22 protein-coding genes and 1 riboswitch are annotated in these 22,099 nt (G+C 73.3%); of the genes, 11 read left to right on the top strand and 11 right to left on the bottom strand.

What is annotated here, in order from left to right:
- The first annotated feature begins 132 nt into the window (after positions 1-132).
- The gene (locus JNW98_RS26415) at positions 133-1,305 is read left to right on the top strand and encodes an FAD-dependent oxidoreductase (protein ID WP_223770803.1); all 1,173 of its coding nucleotides are present in this window, start codon (positions 133-135) and stop codon (positions 1,303-1,305) included.
- Here JNW98_RS26415 and JNW98_RS26410 read toward each other — a convergent pair.
- Positions 1,302-1,649 carry an ArsR/SmtB family transcription factor gene (locus JNW98_RS26410; RefSeq protein WP_223770802.1) on the bottom strand — a complete coding sequence of 116 codons (348 nt, stop codon included), beginning with the start codon at positions 1,647-1,649 and terminating at the stop codon, positions 1,302-1,304. The two genes, JNW98_RS26415 and JNW98_RS26410, sit on opposite strands and share 4 nt — an antisense overlap.
- A gap of 103 nt (positions 1,650-1,752) precedes the next feature.
- On the opposite strand from JNW98_RS26410, the gene JNW98_RS26405 reads away from it, so the two are divergent.
- Positions 1,753-2,970 carry an MFS transporter gene (locus JNW98_RS26405; RefSeq protein WP_223770801.1) on the top strand — a complete coding sequence of 406 codons (1,218 nt, stop codon included), beginning with the start codon at positions 1,753-1,755 and terminating at the stop codon, positions 2,968-2,970.
- A 208-nt stretch (positions 2,971-3,178) separates the two neighbouring features.
- On the opposite strand, the gene JNW98_RS26400 is transcribed toward JNW98_RS26405, so the two are convergent.
- Positions 3,179-3,877 carry a copper homeostasis protein CutC gene (locus tag JNW98_RS26400; protein WP_223770800.1) on the bottom strand — a complete coding sequence of 233 codons (699 nt, stop codon included), beginning with the start codon at positions 3,875-3,877 and terminating at the stop codon, positions 3,179-3,181.
- Between the two features lie 66 nt (positions 3,878-3,943).
- Here JNW98_RS26400 and JNW98_RS26395 point away from each other — a divergent pair, with 66 nt between their 5' ends.
- The gene (locus JNW98_RS26395; protein ID WP_223770799.1) at positions 3,944-4,663 is read left to right on the top strand and encodes an HD domain-containing protein; all 720 of its coding nucleotides are present in this window, start codon (positions 3,944-3,946) and stop codon (positions 4,661-4,663) included.
- Positions 4,664-4,667: 4 nt separating this feature from the next.
- Here the strand turns inward: JNW98_RS26395 and JNW98_RS26390 are convergent, their stop codons facing one another.
- Positions 4,668-4,940, bottom strand: coding sequence for a DUF4031 domain-containing protein (locus tag JNW98_RS26390; protein ID WP_223770798.1), 273 nt, complete (start codon positions 4,938-4,940; stop codon positions 4,668-4,670).
- 54 nt (positions 4,941-4,994) lie between these two features.
- The gene (locus JNW98_RS26385; protein ID WP_223770797.1) at positions 4,995-5,357 is read right to left on the bottom strand and encodes a DUF8819 family protein; all 363 of its coding nucleotides are present in this window, start codon (positions 5,355-5,357) and stop codon (positions 4,995-4,997) included.
- 63 nt (positions 5,358-5,420) lie between these two features.
- On the opposite strand from JNW98_RS26385, the gene JNW98_RS26380 reads away from it, so the two are divergent.
- The 3 genes from JNW98_RS26380 to JNW98_RS26370 all read left to right on the top strand — a co-directional run bounded on the left by JNW98_RS26380 (position 5,421) and on the right by JNW98_RS26370 (position 8,925).
- Complete coding sequence (locus JNW98_RS26380) at positions 5,421-6,368, top strand: MurR/RpiR family transcriptional regulator (protein WP_372459327.1); 948 nt, start codon at positions 5,421-5,423, stop codon at positions 6,366-6,368.
- Between the two features lie 22 nt (positions 6,369-6,390).
- Positions 6,391-7,329 (top strand): N-acetylmuramic acid 6-phosphate etherase, encoded by a 939-nt coding sequence (gene murQ / locus JNW98_RS26375; protein ID WP_223770796.1) that lies wholly within the window; start codon positions 6,391-6,393, stop codon positions 7,327-7,329.
- Between the two features lie 204 nt (positions 7,330-7,533).
- A complete protein-coding gene (locus JNW98_RS26370; RefSeq protein WP_223770795.1) occupies positions 7,534-8,925 on the top strand; it encodes a PTS transporter subunit EIIC in 1,392 nt (463 codons plus the stop codon).
- A gap of 52 nt (positions 8,926-8,977) precedes the next feature.
- On the opposite strand, the gene groL is transcribed toward JNW98_RS26370, so the two are convergent.
- From groL to thrC, 4 genes are all read right to left on the bottom strand, one after another.
- Positions 8,978-10,600: a chaperonin GroEL gene (groL, locus tag JNW98_RS26365; protein ID WP_004954155.1), complete on the bottom strand. Its 1,623-nt coding sequence runs from the start codon at positions 10,598-10,600 to the stop codon at positions 8,978-8,980.
- A 442-nt stretch (positions 10,601-11,042) separates the two neighbouring features.
- On the bottom strand, positions 11,043-11,246 hold the full coding sequence (locus JNW98_RS26360) for a cold-shock protein (protein ID WP_004986573.1): 204 nt from the start codon (positions 11,244-11,246) through the stop codon (positions 11,043-11,045).
- Between the two features lie 419 nt (positions 11,247-11,665).
- The gene (locus JNW98_RS26355) at positions 11,666-11,941 is read right to left on the bottom strand and encodes a MoaD/ThiS family protein (RefSeq protein ID WP_223770794.1); all 276 of its coding nucleotides are present in this window, start codon (positions 11,939-11,941) and stop codon (positions 11,666-11,668) included.
- A gap of 342 nt (positions 11,942-12,283) precedes the next feature.
- Complete coding sequence (thrC, locus tag JNW98_RS26350) at positions 12,284-13,606, bottom strand: threonine synthase (RefSeq protein ID WP_223770793.1); 1,323 nt, start codon at positions 13,604-13,606, stop codon at positions 12,284-12,286.
- A gap of 17 nt (positions 13,607-13,623) precedes the next feature.
- A riboswitch (SAM riboswitch) is annotated at positions 13,624-13,758 on the bottom strand.
- A 164-nt stretch (positions 13,759-13,922) separates the two neighbouring features.
- Between thrC and JNW98_RS26345 the strand changes: the two genes are divergently transcribed.
- The 3 genes from JNW98_RS26345 to JNW98_RS26335 all read left to right on the top strand — a co-directional run bounded on the left by JNW98_RS26345 (position 13,923) and on the right by JNW98_RS26335 (position 17,255).
- Positions 13,923-14,870 carry a glucosyl-3-phosphoglycerate synthase gene (locus JNW98_RS26345; RefSeq protein WP_223770792.1) on the top strand — a complete coding sequence of 316 codons (948 nt, stop codon included), beginning with the start codon at positions 13,923-13,925 and terminating at the stop codon, positions 14,868-14,870.
- 65 nt (positions 14,871-14,935) lie between these two features.
- A complete protein-coding gene (locus tag JNW98_RS26340; protein ID WP_223770791.1) occupies positions 14,936-16,402 on the top strand; it encodes an alpha,alpha-trehalose-phosphate synthase (UDP-forming) in 1,467 nt (488 codons plus the stop codon).
- A 103-nt stretch (positions 16,403-16,505) separates the two neighbouring features.
- On the top strand, positions 16,506-17,255 hold the full coding sequence (locus JNW98_RS26335) for a hypothetical protein (RefSeq protein WP_223770790.1): 750 nt from the start codon (positions 16,506-16,508) through the stop codon (positions 17,253-17,255).
- Positions 17,256-17,349: 94 nt separating this feature from the next.
- Here the strand turns inward: JNW98_RS26335 and otsB are convergent, their stop codons facing one another.
- From otsB to JNW98_RS26320, 3 genes are all read right to left on the bottom strand, one after another.
- Positions 17,350-18,216 carry a trehalose-phosphatase gene (otsB, locus tag JNW98_RS26330; protein WP_223770789.1) on the bottom strand — a complete coding sequence of 289 codons (867 nt, stop codon included), beginning with the start codon at positions 18,214-18,216 and terminating at the stop codon, positions 17,350-17,352.
- 71 nt (positions 18,217-18,287) lie between these two features.
- The gene (locus tag JNW98_RS36315; RefSeq protein WP_263421231.1) at positions 18,288-18,617 is read right to left on the bottom strand and encodes a DUF3263 domain-containing protein; all 330 of its coding nucleotides are present in this window, start codon (positions 18,615-18,617) and stop codon (positions 18,288-18,290) included.
- Positions 18,618-18,707: 90 nt separating this feature from the next.
- Complete coding sequence (locus JNW98_RS26320) at positions 18,708-19,991, bottom strand: extracellular solute-binding protein (protein WP_223770788.1); 1,284 nt, start codon at positions 19,989-19,991, stop codon at positions 18,708-18,710.
- Between the two features lie 285 nt (positions 19,992-20,276).
- On the opposite strand from JNW98_RS26320, the gene JNW98_RS26315 reads away from it, so the two are divergent.
- Both JNW98_RS26315 and JNW98_RS26310 read left to right on the top strand, forming a co-directional pair.
- Positions 20,277-21,182 (top strand): SIS domain-containing protein, encoded by a 906-nt coding sequence (locus JNW98_RS26315; protein WP_223770787.1) that lies wholly within the window; start codon positions 20,277-20,279, stop codon positions 21,180-21,182.
- Positions 21,183-21,480: 298 nt separating this feature from the next.
- On the top strand, positions 21,481-22,099 hold a 619-nt coding region (locus tag JNW98_RS26310; RefSeq protein WP_223770786.1), incomplete at its 3' end, for an ROK family protein.

Raw genomic sequence — 22,099 nt, 5'->3', positions numbered from 1 at the left:
GCATACGTCGTGATCTGTCGGCGTCCTGTCGGTGATCTGTCGCCGGCCGGCGGGAGATTGGAAACCGCCGGCCCCGCCGCCGAGGCACCGGCCGCCGGCACCACGCCGGTGTGACCTGGAAGGAAGCCCCACATGACCACCGACGCCACAAACACATCCGACGCCACGAGCACACCCGACGTCACGATCATCGGCGCCGGACTGGGCGGCCTCACCCTCGCCCGCGTCCTGCACGTCCACGGCATACCGGCCGCGGTCTACGAGGCGGAGACCTCACCGGCCGCGCGCTCGCAGGGCGGGATGCTCGACATCCACGACTACAACGGCCAACTCGCTCTCGTGGCGGCCGGCTTGATGGACGAGTTCCGCGGCCTCATCCTGGAGGGCCGCCAGGCGCTGCGGTTCCTCGCCCCGGACGGGACCGTCCTGTTCGACAAGGCGGACGACGGCACGGGCGGCCGCCCCGAGGTGCAGCGCGGCGAACTGCGGCAGGTCCTGCTCGACTCGCTCCCGGCCGGCACCGTCCGGTGGGGGCACAAGGTCACCGCCGCGCGCGCCCTCGGCGACGGCCGCCACGAGGTGACGTTCGCCGACGGCAGCACCCTCGTCACCGGGCTGCTGGTCGGAGCGGACGGCGCGTGGTCGCGCGTCCGGCCGCTGCTCTCCGCCGCCGTGCCCGAGTACACCGGCAAGTCGGTCGTCGACACCTACCTGTTCGACGCCGACACACGGCATCCCGCCACCGCGAAGGCGGTCGGCGGCGGGTCGATGATCGCGACGACGCCCGGCCGGGAGCTCTTCGCCCACCGGGAGCGCGGCGACACGCTGCACGCCTACATCGGGCTGGCCGAACCGCTGGAGTGGTTCGACGGCATCGACTTCACCGACACCGCCGCGGCCACCGCGCGGATCGCACGGGAGTACGAGGGGTGGGCGCCGGAGCTCGTCTCGCTGATCGCCGACAGCGACGTCGCGCCGATCCTGCGCCCGCTCTACGCACTGCCGGCCGAGCACCGGTGGGAGCGGGTGCCGGGAGTGACCCTGATCGGCGACGCCGCCCACCTCACGGCCCCGAACGGCGAGGGGGCCAACCTGGCGATGCTCGACGGCGCCGACCTCGGCGAGGCCCTCGCCGCGCACCCCGGCGACGTCGAGGCGGCGCTCGCGGCGTACGAGGAGGTCATGTTCCCGCGCAGCGCCGAGGCCGCCACCGCTCACGCCGGCCTCGATGACGAGGAGGCCGGCTCCGACGGCGACGCGATCCAGGCCCTGATCGCCGCGATGACGCGGCAGAAGCACGCCTAACGCTCCGCTCCCTCCGCCGCCTCCTCCGCCGCTCCCGCCGCCAGCAGCGCCTCGACCAGCCCGGGGAAGCGCGCGTCCAGGTCGGCGCGGCGGAGGGCGACGTGCCGGTTGCGGCCGACCGCGCGGGTGGAGGTGACACCCGCCTCCCGCAGGACGCGCATGTGGTGCGAGACCGTCGACTTGTGCAGGTGGCCGAGGCCGAGGCGGGCGCAGTCGCAGTCGCACTGGTCGTCGGTGGCGAAGGCGCGGAACAGGTGCATCCGGACGGGATCCCCGAGCGCGTTGAGGACCTTCGCCAGCCGGATGTCCTGGATGTCCGGCTGCGGCAGCAGCTCTCCTTCCACGGGTACCCACCCTTTCTGTTTGACAGCCATCCAACGATCTCTATTGTTTGACGCACGTCCAACCTTACCTGCCCGGAAACCGGACCTTCCCGGAAGGACACCCGTGCGTCTCCGCCTGCTCCTGCTCGCCCTCGGCGCGTTCGCCGTCGGCACCGACTCCATGGTCATGACCGGCATCCTCGACGGCATCGCCGACGACCTGGGCACCTCCCTCGCCGCCGCCGGACAGCTCGTCACCGTCTTCGGCCTGGCGTACGCGCTGCTCGCACCCGTCCTCGCCACCCTGACCGCCCGTTGGGACCGGCGTCGGGTGCTGTTCACCGCACTCGCGGTGTTCACGGTGGCGAACGCGCTCAGCGCGCTCGCGCCGGACTACGGAACCCTGCTGGCCACCCGGGTCCTCGCCGCCGCCGGCGCCGCGCTCTACACCCCGACGGCCAACGCCGTCGCCACCTCCCTCGTCCCGCCGGAGCGGCGCGGGCGCGCCATCGCGACCGTGTACGGCGGCATGACCGTGGCCACCGTGCTCGGCGTCCCCCTCGGCGCCTACCTCGGACACGCCGACTGGCGCTGGACGATGTGGCTGGTCACCGCCCTGGGCGCCGCCGCGTTCGCGGGCCTCGCCGCGCTGCTGCGCGACCTGCCCGCCCCGACGGGCGCGCCCGGGATACGGGAGCGGCTGGCGCCGCTGCGCGACCGCCGGGTGCTCGCGGCCGCGTTCACGACGTTCCTCGTCTTCGTCGCCGTCAACTCCACCTACGTCTACCTGGCCACGGCGGTGCGCCCGGCCACGGGCGGCGACCAGGACCGGCTGTCCCTGATCCTGCTGGCCACCGGCCTCGCGTCGATGGCGGGCAGCTGGCTGGGCGGCCGGCTCGTCGACCGGCTGGGCGTCCAGCGGGTCCTGCTCACCGGCGGCGTCCTCGCGGCCCTCGCCTACGCGGCCCTGCCGCTCCTCTCCGGCTCGATGCCCGGAGCCCTCTGCTACGCCGTCGTCAGCCCGCTCGCCGGCTGGTCGATCGCCGTCGCCCTCCCGCACCGGCTCGTCTCCCTCGACCCGCCGAACGCACCGCTGCTCATGTCGCTCAACAGCAGCGCCCTGTACCTCGGGCTCGCCGGGGCGGGCGTCGTCGGGAGCACGGCGATCGACGTGCTCGGGGGGCGGTGGTTTCCGGTGGTGTCGACGGTGCTCATGCTCTGCGCGGTGGCCATGGTGTTGGGTACGCCCCGGTCCCGCCCTCTCGCCGTCTCCGCGGGAGAGCCCGCACCCCGGCGTCGCGGCTCCGCCGCAAAGCCCTCAAACGCCGGGCGGGCTGGATAACTCGTCCCGGACGCCGGGAAGCGGCTTCGCCGCTTGTCCTCAAACGCCGGACGGGCTGGGTTTCACGCCTTGGGCGCGACCTTCAGCCCGTCTGGGGGTACCCCCTCTGGGGGAGTTTGAGGACAACCGCGCGGAGCGCGGTTTCGGGGGTGCGGGGGGGGCGCAGCCCCCGCAAGAACCGGTGAGAGGGCGGGACCGGGGCACCCACCTACCCCCCGAGCACCTCACGCCAGGCCCGCACCGCCGCCACGTCCACCGGCGCGTCCCACCCGCCCGGCCGCGACGCGCCACCGATGTGGAACCCGTCGATACCGGCCTCCAGCAGCACCGGCACATGCTTCAGCTTGAGCCCGCCCCCCACGAGGATCCGCGGCTCATACCCGGGCTCGTCCCCCCGCGCGGCCTCGGCCAGCAACGTCGGAAGACCGTCGTCGACACCGGAAGCGGAACCGGCGGTCAGATACGTGTCGAGGCCAGGCCGGTCCGCGAGCTGCTTCCGCAGGGCATCCCGATCGGCGGCCCGGTCGATGGCCCGGTGGAACGTCCACCGGGCACCCGGCCCGAGTACGTCGCACAGCGCGTCGACGGCGGCGAGATCCGCGCGCCCGTCCTCACCGAGGAACCCGAGGACGAACTCCTCGGCACCCTCGGCCCGTAGCGCACCGGCCGCGGCGCACAGCGCGTCGAGCTCCGCCGCACCGCCCGCGCCGAACCCGTCGCAGGACCGCAGCATCACCCGGAGGGGGATGTCGACGGCCGCCCGCACCCGTGCGAAGGTCTCCAGCGAGGGGGTCAGCCCGTCGGCCGCCATGTCGCTGACCAGTTCCAGCCGGTCGGCCCCGCCGGCCCGCGCCGCCACCGCGTCCGCCGCGTCCAGCGCGATCACTTCGAGAATTGGTCTAGACATGTAACAAGGGTGCCACACCGGCGCCCGCCGAGGAAGCACGCCCCTCGGTTGCCGCACAATGCCCTCATGGCCACCCCTACCGACCCGTCCCTGGAAACGCGCTGGGCCGACGCCGTCGCGGCGGCCCGCGGCCCGGAGTCCGACGGCAGCCCGAAGCCCGACGGCGGCCCGAAGCCCGACGGCAGCCCGAAAACCGACGACGGCCCGGACCCCGCCCGCTACGCCGCCGACCTGCTCACCCGCTGGTCGGAGCCGCAGCGCCGCTACCACACCACCGCCCACCTGACCGCCGTCCTCGACCGCGTCGACGAACTCGCCGAACACGCCGAGACCCCCCGCGACCTCGCCGCCGTCCGGCTCGCCGCCTGGTTCCACGACGCGGTCTACCTGCCCGAACGCTCCACCAACGAGGAGCGCAGCGCCCGGCTCGCCGGCCGCGCCCTGGCCGAGCTCGGGATCCCCGAGGACGTCACCGCCGAGGTCGTCCGGCTCGTCCTGCTGACCGTCGGCCACGACCCGGCCCCCGGCGACCGCAACGGCGAGCTGCTGTGCGACGCCGACCTCGCCGTCCTCGGCGGCGCACCCGAGGCGTACGCGACGTACGCGGCGGAGGTCCGCCAGGAGTACGGCTTCGTGCCGGACGAGGCGTTCCGGGCCGGCCGCGCGGCCGTCCTGCGCCAACTCCTCGGTCTGCCACGGCTGTTCCGCACCCCGCGGGGGTACGAACGGTGGGAGCGCGCCGCCCGCCACAACCTCACGACGGAGCTCGCGCTGCTCACCACGTAGTGGGTCAACCGGAGCGACGCGCCCGCTTCCGCCTCCGCAGCCCCGCCCCCCGCAGCAGCCGCACCACGTCCCGGCTCCGCACCTCCACCGCGCCGAGCCGCACCGCGTCCGCGTACGAGGACTCCGCCACGTCGTAGTGGTCGCCGTCGAAGGCGCGCCCGGGCAGCCCGAGCCGGGCGGCGAACGCGTGCAGCTCGTCGAAGCTCACGTCGCTCACCAGGTGCGACCACATGCGGCCGTGCCCCGGCCACTGCGGCGGATCGATGTAGAGGGCCACCCGCTCTCCCCTCTCCCGTCCCGTCGGCTCCCTTCCCGCGCGGCTCCCTTCCCGTCAGCCGCGCGGGGCGGACGACAGCCGGCCGACGGGCGCCACGATCACCGCCTGCTTGGCACAGACCCAGTGCGGGTCGGGGCCCAGCTCCGGCTCGACCTCCAGGGCATGCGGATCGCCCGAGTCCGTGCAGACCGGGCAGAGCGGCCAGCGCCCGTGCCGCTCCAGCAAGGCGTCCTGGACGTCCTGGGCGATCAGCCCGGCGACGAAGCCCACGCCTTCCGGCCACTGCTCGACCCACCACCGCCGGCCGGCCACCGCGTCCTCGACCAGCGAGACCACGTCCGGCTCGGCCACGCCCCCGGCGGTCAGGTCGTCGAGGACGAGCGCCCGGGCCGCGTGCAGTGCTTGTTCGAGCTCCATGCGCCCCATTGTCCGGGACGCGAAAGGTTGACGGCACATCGGGCTGAAAATACCTTTCACCACGTGAGCAGCGACGCGAAGGAAAGCTCCGAACGCCGTCTCCCCCCGCTGCGCAGGCCCGTCCTACCGCCCGCCCCCGGGGCCCTCGCCGCCAAGGTCCGCACGCTCGTGCCCACCATGACGCGCTCGATGCAGCGCGTCGCCGACGCCCTCGTGGCCGACCCGGCCGGCTCCGCCGCCCTGACCGTCACCGGCCTCGCGCAGCGCACCGGCACCAGCGAGGCCACCGTCGTCCGCACCGCCCGCGCGCTCGGCTACCCCGGCTACCGGCAGCTGCGGCTGGCCCTCGCCGCGCTGGCGGCGGAGCGGGCGGCCGGCCGGGCACCGGCCGTCACGGCGGACATCGCCGTGGACGACCCGCTGCCCAGCGTGGTCGCCAAGCTCGCGCACGAGGAGGCCCAGTGCCTCGCCGACACGGCGGCCGGGCTCGACACCACCGCCCTCGACGCGGCGGTGGCCGCGCTCACCGCCGCCCGGCGCGTCGACGTCTACGGCATCGGCGCGTCCAACCTCGTCGGCCAGGACCTCGTCCAGAAGCTGCTGCGCATCGGCCTGATCGCGCACGCCCCCGCCGATCCCCACCTCGCCGTCACCAACGCCGTCCAGCTGCGCTCCGGCGACGTCGCCATCGCCATCAGCCACTCCGGCCGGACCACCGACGTCATCGAACCCCTGCGGGTCGCCTTCGAACACGGCGCCACCACCGTCGCCGTCACCGGCAACCCGGCCGGCGGCATCGGCCAGTACGCCGACCACGTCCTCGCCACGTCCACGGCCCGGGAGAGCGAACTGCGCCCGGCCGCCATGTCCAGCCGGACCAGCCAGCTGCTGGTCGTCGACTGCCTGTTCATCGGCGTCGCGCAGCGGACGTACGAGCGGGCCGCGCCCGCCCTCTCCGCCTCCTACGAGGCGCTCGCCCACCGCCACGACCCGCGGCCCGACCCGCGCTGACCCCAGACCGAGCGAGGCCACCATGTCGTCGTCCACCACCCTGGCCGCCCTCCGCGCCCAGCTCGCCCACCTCACCACCGAGGCGTTCCGCCCCGAACTGGCGGACATCGACCGGCTGCCGACCCTGGACATCGCGACCGTCATGAACGCCGACGACGCGACCGTCGCCACCGCCGTCGCCGCCCGGCTGCCCGCCATCGCCGCGGCCATCGACGCGACCGCCGAACGGATGTCCCGCGGCGGCCGGCTGGTCTACGCGGGCGCGGGCACGGCGGGACGACTCGGAGTGCTGGACGCCAGCGAGTGCCCGCCGACCTTCGCCACCGAACCCGGCCGCGTCGTCGGCCTGATCGCCGGCGGCCCGGAGGCCCTGGTGACGGCCGTCGAGGGCGCCGAGGACGACGCGACCGCGGCCGCCACCGACCTCGCCGCCCTCTCCCTCACCCCCGACGACACCGTCATCGGCGTCTCCGCCTCCGGCCGCACCCCCTACGCCGTCGGCGCCGTCACCCACGCCCGCCACGCCGGCGCCCTCACCGTCGGCCTCTCCTGCAACAAGGACTCCGCCCTCGGCGCCGCCGCCGACCACCCCGTCGAAATCGTCGTCGGCCCCGAACTGATCACCGGCTCCACCCGCCTCAAGGCCGGCACCGCCCAGAAGCTCGTCCTCAACATGTTCTCGACCATCACCATGATCCGCCTCGGCAAGACCTACGGAAACCTGATGGTCGACCTCCGCGCCTCCAACGACAAGCTGCGGGCCCGGTCGCGGCACATCGTCGCTCTCGCGACGGGAGCTCCGGAGGCGGAGATCGAGGCCGCGCTGGCCGACACGGGCGGCGAGGTGAAGCAAGCCATCCTGGTCCTGCTGGCCGGCGTTGACGCCGCTGCCGCGGGCCGGTTGCTGGCTGAGGCCGGGGGCCACCTGCGGGTGGCGCTGGAGGCGGCGCGGGGGAGGTGAGCCCCGGTCCCGCCCTTTCACCGTTTCCGCCGGGGCTGCGCCCCCGCACCCCCTGGGCGGGCTGATTCAGCCCGTCCGGCGTTTGAGGACGAGCGGCGGAGCCGCGAAAAGGGGGTCTGGGGCGCAGCCCCAGGAAACGGTGAAGGGGAGGGTCTGGGGCACCCCACCGTTACAAACGGCGCCGCCGCGTGGCACACATCCCCCATGCCCACCGAGCAGCACCACCTCGCCCCCACCCTCCTCCCCCTCCTCGGCGGCCCCGCCAACCTCCGCTCCGTCACCCACTGCATGACGCGTCTCCGCGCGGAGGTAGCGGACCCGGCGCTCGTCCGGACGGGGGGCCTCCGTGCCACCCCCGGCGTCCTCGGGGTGGTCGTGGACGGCACGGCCGTCCAGGTGGTGCTGGGGCCGGGGGTGGTCACCCGGGTGGCCGCCGCCCTGAAGGCCGAGGCGGCGGCAAAGGCGGCGGAGGCGAAGGCGGCGGAGGCGAAGGCGGCAGGCGAGACCGCCCCCGCCCGTCAGACCCTCCGTCGTGTCGCCCAGATCTTCGTGCCGCTCATCCCCGCCCTGATCGGCTGCGGAATCATCGCCGGCCTCGCCGGCCTGCTCGCCAACCTGCGGTGGCTGCCCGCGCTCGTGCCGGCGCTGAACGCCGTCGCGTCCGGGTTCATGTCGCTGATCGGCGTGTTCGTCGGGTACCGGACGGCACGGGAGTTCGGTGGGACGCCGGTGCTGGGCGGGGCCGTCGCGGCCGTTGCCGTGTGGCCGGGGGTGGGCCAAGTGCACCCGTTCGGCGTGGCGTTGACGCCCGGGCAGGGCGGGGTCCTCGGGGCGCTGGCCGCGGCGCTGCTCGCGGTGGCGGTGGAGCGGGGGTGCCGGCGCGTCGTGCCCGAGGCGCTGGGCGTACTCGTCACGCCGGCGCTGACCGTGCTGCTGCCGGGGCTGGCCACGTTGTACGGGCTGATGTGGGCGGCGGGTGAAGTGTCCACCGCCGTCGGGCGGTTCGCCGACCAGCTGCTGGCGCACGGCGGCGCCGTGGCCGGGTTCGCGCTCGGCGGGCTGTTCCTGCCGCTGGTGATGCTGGGGCTGCACCAGGCGCTGATCCCGGTGCACACCACGCTGATCGCCGAGCGGGGCAGTACGGTCCTGCTGCCGATCCTCGCCATGGCGGGCGCGGGGCAGGTGGGGGCGGCGCTCGCTGTCTACCTCCGGCTGCCGGGCGACATCTCCGTGCGGCGGACGGTGCGTTCGGCTCTCCCGGCCGGGCTGCTGGGCATCGGCGAGCCGTTGGTCTACGGGGTCTCGCTGCCGCTGGGACGGCCCTTCGTCACGGCCTGCGTGGGCGGCGCCTTCGGCGGCGGGTTCGTGGGGTTCATGGCGCAGGGCGGGGGCGGCGCGGTGGGTGCGACGGCGATCGGGCCGTCCGGCTGGGCGCTGTTCCCGCTGCTGAGGGGGGAGCACGGGCCGGTCGAGGCGGTGGCGGTGTACGCGGCGGGGCTGGTGGTGGGGTACGCGGCGGGGTTCGTGGCCACGTACTTCTTCGGGTTCCCCCGGAAACGCATGAGCCGGAAACGCCCGAGGGCGGCACCCCCGTGATGGGGATGCCGCCCTCGGTCCGTGTGCTTCAGGACTGGCGAGCCGGGTCGGCTCAGAAGTCCATCTCGCCACCGGGCATGCCGCCCGGAGCGGCCGCGGCGGCCTTCTCCGGCTTGTCGGCGATGACGGCCTCGGTGGTGAGGAAGAGCGCCGCGATGGAGGCGGCGTTCTGCAGGGCGGAGCGGGTGACCTTCGCCGGGTCGATGATGCCCTCGGCGATCATGTCGACGTACTCGCCCGTGGCGGCGTTGAGGCCGTGGCCCACGGTCAGGTTGCGCACCTTCTCCACGACGACGCCGCCCTCGAGACCACCGTTGACGGCGATCTGCTTGAGCGGGGCCTCCAGGGCCAGCTTGACGGCGTTGGCACCGGTGGCCTCGTCGCCCTCGAGCTCCAGCTTCTCGAACACCTGGGAGGCCTGGAGCAGGGCCACGCCACCACCGGCGACGATGCCCTCCTCGACGGCCGCCTTCGCGTTGCGAACGGCGTCCTCGATGCGGTGCTTGCGCTCCTTGAGCTCGACCTCGGTCGCGGCGCCGGCCTTGATGACGGCCACGCCGCCGGCCAGCTTCGCGAGGCGCTCCTGGAGCTTCTCGCGGTCGTAGTCCGAGTCGCTGTTCTCGATCTCGGCGCGGATCTGGTTGACGCGGCCCTGGACCTGGTCGCTGTCACCGGCACCGTCGACGATGGTCGTCTCGTCCTTGGTGATGACGACCTTGCGGGCGCGGCCGAGCAGGTCGAGACCGGCGTTCTCCAGCTTGAGGCCGACCTCCTCGGAGATGACCGTGCCACCGGTGAGGATGGCGATGTCGCCGAGCATGGCCTTGCGGCGGTCGCCGAAGCCCGGCGCCTTGACGGCGACGGACTTGAAGGTGCCGCGGATCTTGTTGACGACCAGGGTCGACAGGGCCTCGCCCTCGACGTCCTCGGCGATGATCAGCAGCGGCTTGCCGGACTGCATGACCTTCTCGAGGAGCGGCAGCAGGTCCTTGACCGAGCTGATCTTCGAGTTGACGATCAGGATGTACGGGTCGTCGAGCGACGCCTCCATACGCTCCATGTCGGTGGCGAAGTACGCCGAGATGTAGCCCTTGTCGAAGCGCATACCCTCGGTGAGCTCCAGCTCCAGACCGAAGGTCTGGGACTCCTCGACGGTGATGACGCCTTCCTTGCCGACCTTGTCCATCGCCTCGGCGATGAGCTCGCCGATCTGGGTGTCGGCGGCGGAGATGGAGGCCGTGGAGGCGATCTGCTCCTTGGTCTCGACGTCCTTCGCCTGCTCCAGGAGGGCGGCGGAGACGGCCTCGACGGCCTTCTCGATACCGCGCTTCAGGGCCATGGGGTTGGCACCGGCGGCCACGTTGCGCAGACCCTCACGGACCAGCGCCTGGGCGAGGACGGTCGCGGTCGTCGTGCCGTCACCGGCGACGTCGTCCGTCTTCTTCGCGACCTCCTTGACCAGCTCGGCGCCGATCTTCTCGTACGGGTCCTCCAGCTCGATCTCCTTGGCGATGGAGACACCATCGTTGGTGATCGTGGGGGCGCCCCACTTCTTCTCAAGGACGACGTTGCGGCCCTTGGGGCCGAGGGTGACCTTGACGGCGTCGGCGAGCTGGTTCATACCGCGCTCAAGGCCGCGCCGCGCCTCCTCGTCGAACGCGATGATCTTGGCCATGTGAAGTGGTCCTCCCGGACTGGGGGTGGATTGCTCCGGACCGCGCTGGCGCCCGCGACGGACGGCCTGCGTGCTCGGCGGTTCCTTGCCCCGCCCAGCCCGCGGACCTCACCGACGGTCCAAGTCTGTCACTCTCACTCGGAGAGTGCTAAGCCAATGATTAGCACTCGGCACCTCCGAGTGCAAGCGTCCCTCCGAAGACCGGGGTCATCCCGGAGGCCGTATCGAACGCTTCCCCGAGGCTCCTCGGGGGGTGCCTTCGGGGGTACCTTCAGGGGTGCCTTCAGGTGTGCCCCGGAGACCCTTCCCAGCGGGACGCCGGCGCACTCCCCCACTTCGCCGGCGGAGCGGGTGCGCTCACGGCGGGCACGACGAAGGGGTCCGCACCTCGCGGTGCGAACCCCTTCGGCAGACTGAGCGATCGGTGGTCGATGCGCCGCGGTCAGGCGGTCACCCTCACCATGTCGGCCTGAGGTCCCTTCTGGCCCTGCGAGATCTCGAACTCGACCCGCTGTCCCTCTTCCAGGGTGCGGTAGCCGTCCATCTGAATCGCGCTGTAGTGGACGAAAACATCCGCACCACCGTCGACCGCGATGAAGCCGTACCCCTTCTCCGCGTTGAACCACTTGACGGTGCCCTGAGCCATGCCTAACTCCCCTATTACTGGCCCTTGCGCAGGACCGCACCTCGCGGACCCGGGTCATACCTCACCCCTTGAGACACCGAGGGGTGTGCGCCGGAACGCGTCGACCGCGGCTGAATGTATCTGCACGGATGCCGTCTGCAACAGGTCAGAGGGACGAGAAATACCGGCGTCGCCGAGGGGTGATAACAGGCGAACCGGGGAGGTTCCAGGGCAAGTCGGGCCGGACATACGCCAGCCAACCCGACAATTCGCGCACGTAATTCCTGCGCAACTTGACGGGTTCTCATATGCGTTCGGCTCTGACACCGGAGGGGGAACGCCCCAACTGTATCGCGCTTCAACAGACGGAATCGCCCCGTCCGTTTAACGGCCGGGGCGATTCGCGGTTCGGGGGTGGCCGGGGCCTCCGGCCTGGGCGCTCAGCCGCCCGCCACCGCCGGGATGATCGACACGCCCGCGCCGTCCGGGGTCGCCGCGGCGAGGCCGCCCTCGAAGCGGACGTCGTCGTCGTTGACGTACACGTTGACGAAGCGGCGCAGTTTGCCGGCGTCGTCGAGGAGGCGGGCGGCGATGCCCGGGTGGTTCTTCTCCAGGTCGCCGATCACCTCGGAGAGGGTGGTGCCGTCGGCGGGGACCTCGGCTTTGCCGTCGGTGTAGGTGCGGAGGATGGTGGGGATGCGGACGGTGACGCTCATGGGGTTCCCTTCTTGTCTTGTTGCTTTTGCGCGTGCGCGTGCGGGTGCGGGTGCGGGTGCGGGTGCGGGTGCGGGTGCGGGTGCGGGTGCGGGTGCGGGTGCGGGTGCGGGTGCGGGTGCGGGTGCGGGTGCGGGTGCGCTTGTGCGGGTTGCGCTCGGAGGGAGGTGCCCCGGTCCCTCCCCCAGAGGGGGCACCCCCATTTCACCGTTTCTTGCGGGGGCAAGCCCCCGCACCCCCGAAGCGCCCTGCGGGCGCTGTCCTCAAACGCCGGACGGGCTGATGCGGGGTCTGGGGCGCAGCCCCAGGAAACGGCGAAAGGGAGGGACCGGGGCCGGCTCCCCCTACCCCAGCCCCGCCTCCCGGAAAGCGTCCAGGCTCGGCCTGATCGTCGCCGACGGCCCCGCCGCCACCGCGTCCAGCGTCTTCAGCCCGTCCCCGGTGTTCAGCACCACGGTGGTCAGCGAGGGATCCAGCTCCCCCGCCTCCAGCAGCTTGCGCGTGACGCCGACCGTCACGCCGCCCGCCGTCTCGGCGAAGATGCCCTCCGTCCGGGCGAGCAGCCGGATCGCGTCGACGATCTCCGGGTCCGTGACGTCCTCGACCGCGCCGCCCGTGCGCCGGGCGATGTCGAGCACGTACGGCCCGTCGGCCGGGTTCCCGATGGCCAGGGACTTGGCGATCGTGTCGGGCTTGACCGGGCGGACGACGTCCTGGCCGTCCTTGAAGGCGCGGGAGACGGGAGAGCACCCCTCCGCCTGGGCGCCGAAGATGCGGTACGGGCGGTCTTCCACCAGCCCCAGGGCGATCAGCTCCTTCAGCCCCTTGTCGATCTTCGTGAGCTGGGAGCCGGAGGCGATGGGGATGACGAGCTGGTCGGGCAGCCGCCACCCCAGCTGCTCGCAGATCTCGTAGGCGAGCGTCTTGGAGCCCTCGCCGTAGTAGGGGCGCAGGTTGACGTTGACGAAGCCCCAGCCCTCGCCCAGCGGGTCGCCGATCAGCTCGGAGCAGAAGCGGTTGACGTCGTCGTACGTCCCCTCGATGCCGACGAGGTCGCCGCCGTAGACGGCGGCCATGACGACCTTGCCGGCCTCCAGGTCGTGCGGGATGAAGACGCAGGACCGCAGTCCGGCACGGGCGGCCGCCGCGCCCACCGCACCGGCCAGGTTGCCGGTCGAGGAGCACGAGAGGGTGGTGAAACCGAAGGCGCGCGCCGCCTCGACCGCGACCGCGACGACACGGTCCTTGAAGGAGTGCGTGGGGTTGCCGGAGTCGTCCTTGACGTGCAGTTCTCCGGTGACGCCGAGCTCGCGGGCGAGGTTGTCGGCCCGGACGAGCCGGGTGAAGCCGGGCCGGAGGTTCGGCCGGGAGGCGACGTCGGCGGGGACGGGCAGCAGCGGCGCGTACCGCCAGATGTCCGCGGGACCGGACTCGATCCGCCGCCGCAGCCCTTCCGGGTCGCCGAGCGGCAGCTCGTAGGCGACCTCCAGCGGGCCGAAGCAGGAGGCACAGGCGAAGACCGGTCCGAGCGGGACGCGCTCGCCGCACTCGCGGCAGGACAGCGCGACGGCGGGACCGAAGGAAGCGACGGTGGAACCGGACGAAGCGACGGCGGGACCGGACGAAGCGGCGGCGGAATCAGCGCGTTCGACAGCTTGCACAGCCATGGAGGCGAGGCCCTTTCTCCTCATCTTCCCCGTGGCGAACCTCGCCACGAGACGGAATTGGCACCTTCCCCGCCGGGAGCCTCACAAGGAGACCGGCTGGAGGGTTGCCGGGGCTTCAACGGGCCGTGTCCCTCTGCCCCTCTGGATGAGCGGTATGGCACTGGGCGGGGCCCAGGCGTTTGTGCGCGCGGCACCCCCGACATACGGGCGCGCTCGGCGTTGTTCAAGACTGTATCGGAAGGTGTGGCGCGGCAAGAGGGTCCGTCCACACCACGAGACGGATCATCACACCGATCGGAACCGAGGAGTCGTTCACGTGCTGGAAGAGGTGGAGCGCTGGCTGTCCCGGCGGTCCTGGACCGCGGCGGACCGCCCGCTCGACCGGCTGCTCGCCGCCAAGCGGGAGACGGGCACCACGGTCAGCGTCGTCCTGCCCGCGCTGGACGAGGAGGCCACGGTCGGCGACATCGTCGCCGCGATCCGCCGCGACCTCATGACGGCCGAGGCGCCGCTCGTCGACGAACTGGTGGTCCTCGACTCCGGTTCGACGGACGGCACGTCCCGGGTAGCCGCGGCGGCCGGGGCCCGGGTCGAGCACCGGGACGCCGTGCTCCCCGGCCTGCCCGCCGTCCCCGGCAAGGGCGAGGTGCTGTGGCGGTCCCTGCTGGTGACCTCCGGCGACGTCGTCTGCTTCGTCGACGCCGACCTGCGCGACTTCTCGTCCGCCTTCGTCTCCGGGATCGTCGGCCCGCTGCTGACCGACCCGGACGTGGCCTTCGTCAAGGCGATGTACGACCGCCCGCTGGGCGAGGCCGCGGGTCAGGGCGGCCGGGTGACGGAGCTCGTCGCCCGCCCGCTGCTCAACCTGCACTGGCCGCGGCTGGCCGGTTTCGTGCAGCCGCTGGGCGGCGAGTACGCGGCCCGGCGCTCGCTGCTGGAGCGGCTGTCGTTCCCCGTCGGCTACGGCGTGGAGCTCGGCCTGCTGGTCGACGCGCTGCACACGGTGGGCCTGGACGCGCTCGCCCAGGTCGACGTCGGGGTGCGGAAACACCGCCACCAGGACGGCAGGGCGCTGGGCCGGATGGCCGCCGCGATCTACCGCACCGCCCAGCTGCGGCTGGGCCGCGAGCCGCTGGTGCGCCCGGAGCTGACCCAGTTCGAGCGCACGGCGGACGGCTTCGTCCCGCGGACGTACCCGGTGGACACCGAGGAGCGCCCGCCGATGGCGCAGATCCCCGAGTACGCGCGGCACCGCGCCGCGTAGGCGGGGAACGGGCAAGAGGGGTAGGCGTACGTTTGAGCGGTTGGCGGGCTGGCAAGGCTCGCGTCATGGTCGCTGAGCACGTGCAGAACGCCCCCGTCGTCGTGGCCTCCAACCGCGGTCCGGTCTCCTACCGGGTCGCCGAGGACGGCTCCCTGACCTGCGGCCGGGGCGGCGGTGGCCTGGTCTCCGGCCTGAGCGCCATCGGCACGGACTCCGGCGCGGTCTGGGTCTGCGCCGCGCTCGGCGAGGGCGACCGGCTCGCCGCCCGCCGCGCCGGCCGCCGGCTCGACCCGGAGGACACCGGCGGGTACGGCGTACGGATGCTCGACGTCCCGGCCGAGACCTTCGCCGCCGCCTACAATGGCATCGCCAACTCGGTGCTGTGGTTCGTCCACCACCTGCTGTACCAGACGCCGCTGGAACCCGCCTTCGACGCCGGGTTCCGCGAGCAGTGGGCCGCCTACGAGACGTACAACGCCGCCTTCGCCGACGCCCTCGCCGAGGAGGCCGCCGAGGGCGCCGCGGTGCTCGTCCAGGACTACCACCTGACGCTGGTCCCGGGCATGCTCCGCGAGCGCCGCCCCGACCTGCGCATCGGCCACTTCTCCCACACCCCCTGGGCGCCGCCGGACTACTACCGGATGCTCCCCGACGACGTCGCCGCGCAGGTGCTGCGCGGCATCCTGGGCGGCGACCGCGCGGCCTTCCTCACCCGCCGCTGGGCCGACGCGTTCGCCGCCTGCTGTGCCGACGTCCTCGGCGCGGAGGTCGTCCGCGCCGAGGACGGGTCCGCGACGGCCGTGCGCCTCGACGGGCGGACGACCCTGCTCGGCGTGCACGGCCTCGGCGCGGACGCCGCCTTCCTGCGCGAGCGCGCCCACCGCCCGGACGTCGAGGAGCGGATGGCCGCGCTGCGCGAGCAGGTCGGGGCCGGCCGCCGGACGATCGTCCGCGTGGACCGCACCGAGCTGTCGAAGAACATCGTCCGCGGCCTGTACGCCTTCCGGCGGCTCCTGGAGGACCACCCGCAGTGGCACGAGCGCGTCGTGCACATCGCGTTCGCGTACCCCTCCCGGCAGGACCTCGCCGTCTACCGCGACTACACGGCGGAGGTCGAACGCGTCGCCGGACAGATCAACGAGGAGTTCGGGACGCCCGGCTGGCGGCCGGTCGCCCTGCACGTCAAGGACGACTTCGCGCGCTCCCTCGCGGCGTACCGGATGGCGGACGTCGCCCTGGTCAACCCGATCCGGGACGGGATGAACCTGGTCGCCAAGGAGGTGCCGGTGGTCTCCGACGACGGGTGCGCGCTGGTGCTCTCGCGGGAGGCGGGGGCCGTGGCGGAGCTGGGCGCGGACGCGATCGTCGTCAACCCGTACGACGTCGAGGCCACCGCCCGCGCCCTGCACGAGGCGCTGCTGATGGACCACGGGCAGCGCGCGGACCGGTCGAAGCGGCTGGCCGCGGCGGCGACGGCGCTGCCGCCGGCCCGCTGGTTCGTCGAACAGCTGGACGCGCTGCGGGAGTTGTAGGACCGGGCGGGAGGGGCGCCGGGGCGCGGGGCGGGCTCCGGTACGCGCCGGTGTGCTTCGGCCGCCCGGCTGACGGGTGGTGCGACCGGGTAGTCATCGGGACATGTCGATCGCACCGCGCCGGCTCGCCCTGGCGGCGGCTACGGCCGCCGTCCTCGCCGTGACCACGTCCGGCTGTTCGTCCGGGTCAGATGACGACAAGACGGAGTCCAAGGGGGCCAAGGGGCCGTCCTCGTCGGCTTCCGCCTCCTCCTCCGCCTCCGCTGCCGCGCCCGCCGGATCCGGTGACGGGACGGTACCGGCCGGGCCGGGCCCGCAGTCCTCGTACACCGTGCAGAAGCAGCCCGCTCCCGGCACCTGCGCCTACCGCTGGACCGCCGCCAAGGAGCCGCTGCCCGACACCAAGTGCACCCCCGGAGCGACCAACCCGAAGGTCACCCCGGACACGCTGAAGACGACGATCTGCCGCAGCGGTTACACCAAGGACATCAGGCCGCCCACGAACATCACGAGTCGCGAGAAGACCGCCAACGCCGCCTCCTACGGCTACAAGAAGTCGCTGCGCGACGCCGAGTACGACCACCTCATCAGCCTCCAGCTCGGCGGCGACCCCAACGACCCGCGCAACCTGTGGGTCGAGCCGCCCTCCCCCGGCCACAAGGAGGGCGCGGGCCCCAACAACCCCAAGGACGTCGTCGAGACGAAGCTGAAGAGCGCGATCTGCTCGGGCAAGGCGGACCTGCGGAAAGCGCAGCAGGCCATCGCCCGGGACTGGACGACCGCGCTGGCGGCGGTCGGTATCAAGGACGACGGGAAGGGGCGCCGGGAGACGGCCGACGCGGACGGCGACTGAGCCGACTGAGGTGGACGGCGGCTGAGGCGGACGGCGACTGGGGCGGACGGCGACTGGGGCGGACGGCGACTGGGGCGACTGGAGCAGCCGCTCGTCAGGCCGCTCCCGCCACCCCGTCCGCCAGCGCCTCCAGCAGCCCCACCACACCCTTCGGCCCGTCCACCACCAGATCCGCCCGGTCGGCGAGCTCGGTGACCTCGGTGCTGCCGCTGCACACCAGGACGCCGGTCAGCCCCTCGGCACGGAGCCGCTCCACCGCGTCGAACGCGGCCAGGTCGCCGAGGTCGTCCCCGGCGTAGAGGACGCACTCGGCGCCGGTGGCGCGGACGTGGTCGGCGAGGGCGACGCCCTTGTCCATGCCCGGTGGGCGGATCTCCAGCACCAGCCGGCCGGGCTCGACGATCAGCCCGTGCCGCGCGGCGAGTTCGGCCAGCGGCTTCTCCAACGCCCGGAACGCGCCCTGCGGGTCGGGCGCGCGGCGGGTGTGGACGGCGACGGCCCGGCCGCCCTTGTTCTCAATGGGCGCGGTCTCGACCCAGGTGCCGTGCCAGGCGCCGGACGCGTCGAGCACGCCGGGCAGTTCGGCCTGGACGGCGGCGATGCCCGGGTGCGGGGCGGGCGAGCTGACGGTGCCGGTGGACGCGTCCCAGCGTTCGGCGCCGTAGTGGCCGAGCACGGCCAGCCGTTCGAGGCCCGGCACCCCGGCGAAGCCGCCGTAGCGGACGGCGACCCCGGCGGGCCGGCCGGTGATCACCGCCACGGACTCCAGGCGCGGCGCGAGCCGGGCGAGGGCGGGAACGGCCGCGGGGTGCGCCCGGGCGCGTTCGGGGTCGGGGACGATCTCGGCGAGCGTTCCGTCGAAGTCGAGCGCGACGATCGCGCGCCCGGGCCGGGCGAGGAGCGCGGCGAGGCCCTCGCGCCCGGCGGACGTCACGGGTTCCGGAAGGGAGTGGCTGCCCATGCCGTCGACCCTACCCAGGCGCGCGCCGTCGAGTCGGGGCTTTCCGCAGGACATTCATTTCCGCGGGACGCTCAGCGGCGGGCCCGCCGGGCCTCGCGGAGCCGGCGCAGCCGGTTGACCGTGACGGGGTCGTGGGCGAGGGCGCGCGGGTCGTCCAGCAGGGCGTTGAGCAGCTGGTAGTAGCGGGTGGGCGTGATGCCGAGCCGTTCCCGCACGGCCCGCTCCTTGGCGCCGGGGCCGGACCACGACCGCCGTTCCAGGGCGAGCACGGCCAGATCGCGCTCGGAGAGCGGCCGGCCGCCGTCTTCCGTACGGCCACCGGCTTCCGCCCGGTCGCCGCCCTCCGTCCGGTCGCTGTCGCCCGTCCGGCCGCTGTCGCCCGTCCGGTCGCTGTCGTCCATGCGGTCCAGCGTAGGCGACGGGCGGGAGGGCCCGCGGTGCGAGCCCCGACCTTCCGAGCCCGCCCCTCCGAGCCCCGCGCTCCGGCCCGGCTAGCGCGCCACGCCGTCCGTGGAGTCGGCCTCGCGCTGGATCTCGTCGAGGATGCCGGCCACGTCGGCGCCCTTCTGCACGGTGCCGCCGATCTTCTCCTTGATCGTCTTGCTGACCTTGGCCCAGGAGGTCTTGTCGGCGGGGTAGAACTCGGCGTCGGGCAGCGGCTTCAGGAACGGCCGCAGCTTCTTCGGCCGCTTCGACTCGTCCTTGGCCATCTGCTCGGAGGCGGACGTGGTCACCGGCAGCAGGTCGTACTTGCCGGTGAAGTCGAGCACGGTCTGGGTGCCGTAGAGGAAGTCGAGGAAGGCGCCGACCTCCTTGCGGGGGGCGGTCTTGAAGGCCATGACCCAGTCGGCGACGCCCATCGTCGACTTCGCCTTGCCGTCGATGCCGGGCAGCGGCACCATGTCGTACTTGATCTGCCCGGCCTCCGCCTGCTGCATCAGGCTGGGGTGGCCGTGGAGCATGCCGACCTCGCCCTTGCAGAAGGCGTCGAAGAGGTCCTGGCGGTTGGTACGGGCGGGGTTGCCGGGACCGGTGAGCTCCTTGCCGACGAGCTCGTCCCGCAGCCACTCGAACGTCCGGACGTTGGCCTGCGAGCGGATGGTGTAGCTGCCGTTCTTGTCGGTGTAGCCACCGCCGCCGCCCAGCATCCACAGCATGGTCTCGGCGGGCGCCTCCTCGGGGCCCAGCGGCAGCCCGAACGGGATCTTCACCCCGGCGGCCTTCAGCTTCGCGGCGGCGGTCTGGACCTCGGCCCAGCTCTCGGGCTTCTTGACGATCCCGGCCTTGCGGAACAGCGTCTCGTTGCAGAAGAGCAGCCGGGTGGAGGAGACGAACGGCAGGCCGTACTGCATGCGGTGCACCTCGCCCGCGCGGGCGATCGAGGTGATGAAGTCGGCCTGGGTGGATATGGAGAGCAGCTGGTCGGCGCTGTAGAGCTTGCCGGCCGCGGCGAAGTCGGCGTACGCGCCGATCTGCGCGATGTCCGGGGCGTTGCCCGCGGCGACCATGTCGGCGACCTTCTTGTCGACCTCGGTCCAGCTGTAGACCTCGACGTCGACCTTGACGCCCTTGTGGTCGCCCATGAAGGTACGGGCGACCGAGTCCCAGTACTTCTTGGAACTGTTCTCCGGCTTGCCGTCGCCGTACTCGGCGGCGACCAGCTTCAGCGTCTTGCCGCCGCCGGGACCACCGCTCCCGCACGCCGAGAGTGCGGGCACCATCGCCGCCGTCGCGGCACCCGCCGCCGAGAGACTCAAGAACCGCCGCCGCTGCACTTGCTTTCCGCCCTTGTGATTGTGACCCGTGTGACCGTGCCGTACCCGTGCCGTGCTCGTGCGCGCGTCCCCGGCCGTGGTGCGGACGACCCGCCCGGCGGGGACCGCGGGAGCCGCAGGCTCCGCACGTTCTCCCGCGCCACCTTAAAGGCTCTTCGAACACGGGCTCGCTCCGGCCTCGCCCTTCCCCCTCCCGGCGGCGGGCTGCTATCCACGGTGGGGCACGGACGGATCACTCACGGATCGCCCACGGATCGCTCACGCAAACCGTAAGGAGCCCAGGTCATGGCCGTACCACCCGCCCTTTCCCGCACCGCGGCGGAACTCGCCACCCAGCCCGCCTGCTGGCGCCGGGCGGTGGAAGCCGTCCCGAACACGGACGGACTGCCCCGCCCCGGCGAGCGCGTCGCCGTCACCGGCTGCGGCACCTCCTGGTTCATGGCCCAGGCGTACGCGGCCCTGCGCGAGGCGGCGGGGCAGGGCGAGACGGACGCGTTCGCCGCGTCCGAGTTCCCGACGGCGCGCCGCTACGACCGGGTGGTGGCGATCACCCGCTCCGGCACCACGACGGAGGTCCTGGACCTCCTCGGCACCCTCCGCGGCACCACCCCCCTGCTGGCCCTCACCGCCGATCCCGCCACTCCCGTCCGCGACGCGGCCGACGCGCTGGCGGTCCTGGACTGGGCGGACGAGGAGTCCGTCGTCCAGACGCGCTTCGCGACGACCGCCCTCGCCCTGCTGCGATCCGCCCTGCCGGGCGGGGTGGACGCGGTACGGCGGGCCGCCGACGAGGCGGCCGCGGCCGTCGCGGAGCCGCTGCCTGGTGCGGTGCTTTCCGCTTCGCAGTGGACGTTTCTCGGGTGCGGCTGGGCCTATGGGGTGGCTCAGGAAGCGGCGCTGAAGATGCGCGAGGCGGCGGGGGCTTGGACGGAGGCGTATCCGGCGATGGAGTACCGGCACGGGCCGGTCGCCATTGCCGGGGCGGGGCGGGTGACGTGGGCTTTCGGTCCCGTGCCGGACGGATTGCAGAACGCGGTGACGGCAGCCGGCGGAACGTTCGTCCATGCGCCGAGCGACCCACTGGCCGAGCTGGTCCGGGCCCAGCGGGTCGCGGTGGCGGTCGCGGAGGCGCGGGACCTGGACCCGGACCGGCCGCGGGGGCTGACGCGGAGTGTGGTGCTGGGCGCTTGAGAGTGCCCCGGACCCGCCCTTTCACCGTTTCTTGCAGGGCTGCGCCCCCGCACCCCCAGAACCGCGCTCCGCGCGGTTGTCCTCAATCGCCGGACGGGCTGAATCCAGCCCGTCCGGCGTTTGAGGACGAGCGGCGGAGCCGCGAAAAGCGGGGTCTGGGGCGGCAGCCCCAGGAAACGGCGAAAGGGCGGGACCGGGGCACAGCCCGCCGCAGGCGCCCCCCCACCGACCGACCACCCCACCACCCCACCGGACAGTGGACTAGACCTTTCCACCCCCCACGCGCGAAACTGTCCCGGTGAAATATGTCATCGCCCTCGACGTGGGCGGCACCGGGATAAAAGCCGCCCTGATGGGCGCGGACGCCACCCTCGTCCACGAAACCCTCCGCCCCACAGACCGCGAACAAGGCCCCGACGCCGTAGTCGCCCGCATCCTCGACCTCGCCGCGGAACTCCGCGACCAGGCCGAGAAGGAGTTCGGCGAGCCCCCGGCAGCCGCAGGCATCGCCGTACCGGGCGTCGTGGACACCGCAACGGGCACGGCCGTCTACGCCGCCAACCTCGGCTGGCGCGACCTCCCCCTCCGCGACCTCCTGAGCCGCCGCCTGGACGGCATCCCCGTGGCCCTGGGCCACGATGTCAGGACGGGCGGCCTCGCCGAGGGCAGGCTCGGCGCCGGCCAGGGAGCGGACCGCTTCCTGTTCGTAGCGCTCGGCACCGGCATCGCGGGCGCGATCGGCATCGAAGGCCGCGTCGAGGACGGCGCGAACGGCTCGGCCGGCGAGATCGGCCACATCGCCGTACGCCGCGGCCCCGACGCCCCGACCTGCGGCTGCGGCGGCCGCGGCTGCCTGGAGACGCTCGCGTCGGCGTCGGCCGTCGGCCGCGCCTGGGCCGCGGCGAGCGGCGCCCCGG

Origin of the sequence: Streptomyces huiliensis (assembly GCF_020037025.1) — a bacterium.
Lineage (GTDB): Bacteria > Actinomycetota > Actinomycetes > Streptomycetales > Streptomycetaceae > Streptomyces > Streptomyces huiliensis.
The sequence above is the reverse complement of the archived record's forward strand: the minus strand, read 5'-3'. Positions and strand labels throughout refer to the sequence as shown.

What these genes read in the sequence shown, in the direction of transcription:
- JNW98_RS26395 (WP_223770799.1), top strand. Translation starts at nt 3,944, where the DNA reads ATGGCCACCCCTACCGACCCGTCCCTGGAAACGCGCTGGGCCGACGCC.
- JNW98_RS26355 (WP_223770794.1), bottom strand. Translation starts at nt 11,941, where the DNA reads ATGAGCGTCACCGTCCGCATCCCCACCATCCTCCGCACCTACACCGAC.
- JNW98_RS26315 (WP_223770787.1), top strand. Translation starts at nt 20,277, where the DNA reads ATGGCCGTACCACCCGCCCTTTCCCGCACCGCGGCGGAACTCGCCACC.
- JNW98_RS26340 (WP_223770791.1), top strand. Translation starts at nt 14,936, where the DNA reads ATGGTCGCTGAGCACGTGCAGAACGCCCCCGTCGTCGTGGCCTCCAAC.
- JNW98_RS26400 (WP_223770800.1), bottom strand. Translation starts at nt 3,877, where the DNA reads ATGTCTAGACCAATTCTCGAAGTGATCGCGCTGGACGCGGCGGACGCG.
- JNW98_RS26335 (WP_223770790.1), top strand. Translation starts at nt 16,506, where the DNA reads ATGTCGATCGCACCGCGCCGGCTCGCCCTGGCGGCGGCTACGGCCGCC.
- JNW98_RS36315 (WP_263421231.1), bottom strand. Translation starts at nt 18,617, where the DNA reads ATGGACGACAGCGACCGGACGGGCGACAGCGGCCGGACGGGCGACAGC.
- murQ (WP_223770796.1), top strand. Translation starts at nt 6,391, where the DNA reads ATGTCGTCGTCCACCACCCTGGCCGCCCTCCGCGCCCAGCTCGCCCAC.
- thrC (WP_223770793.1), bottom strand. Translation starts at nt 13,606, where the DNA reads ATGGCTGTGCAAGCTGTCGAACGCGCTGATTCCGCCGCCGCTTCGTCC.
- JNW98_RS26415 (WP_223770803.1), top strand. Translation starts at nt 133, where the DNA reads ATGACCACCGACGCCACAAACACATCCGACGCCACGAGCACACCCGAC.
- otsB (WP_223770789.1), bottom strand. Translation starts at nt 18,216, where the DNA reads ATGGGCAGCCACTCCCTTCCGGAACCCGTGACGTCCGCCGGGCGCGAG.
- JNW98_RS26360 (WP_004986573.1), bottom strand. Translation starts at nt 11,246, where the DNA reads ATGGCTCAGGGCACCGTCAAGTGGTTCAACGCGGAGAAGGGGTACGGC.
- JNW98_RS26370 (WP_223770795.1), top strand. Translation starts at nt 7,534, where the DNA reads ATGCCCACCGAGCAGCACCACCTCGCCCCCACCCTCCTCCCCCTCCTC.
- JNW98_RS26385 (WP_223770797.1), bottom strand. Translation starts at nt 5,357, where the DNA reads ATGGAGCTCGAACAAGCACTGCACGCGGCCCGGGCGCTCGTCCTCGAC.
- groL (WP_004954155.1), bottom strand. Translation starts at nt 10,600, where the DNA reads ATGGCCAAGATCATCGCGTTCGACGAGGAGGCGCGGCGCGGCCTTGAG.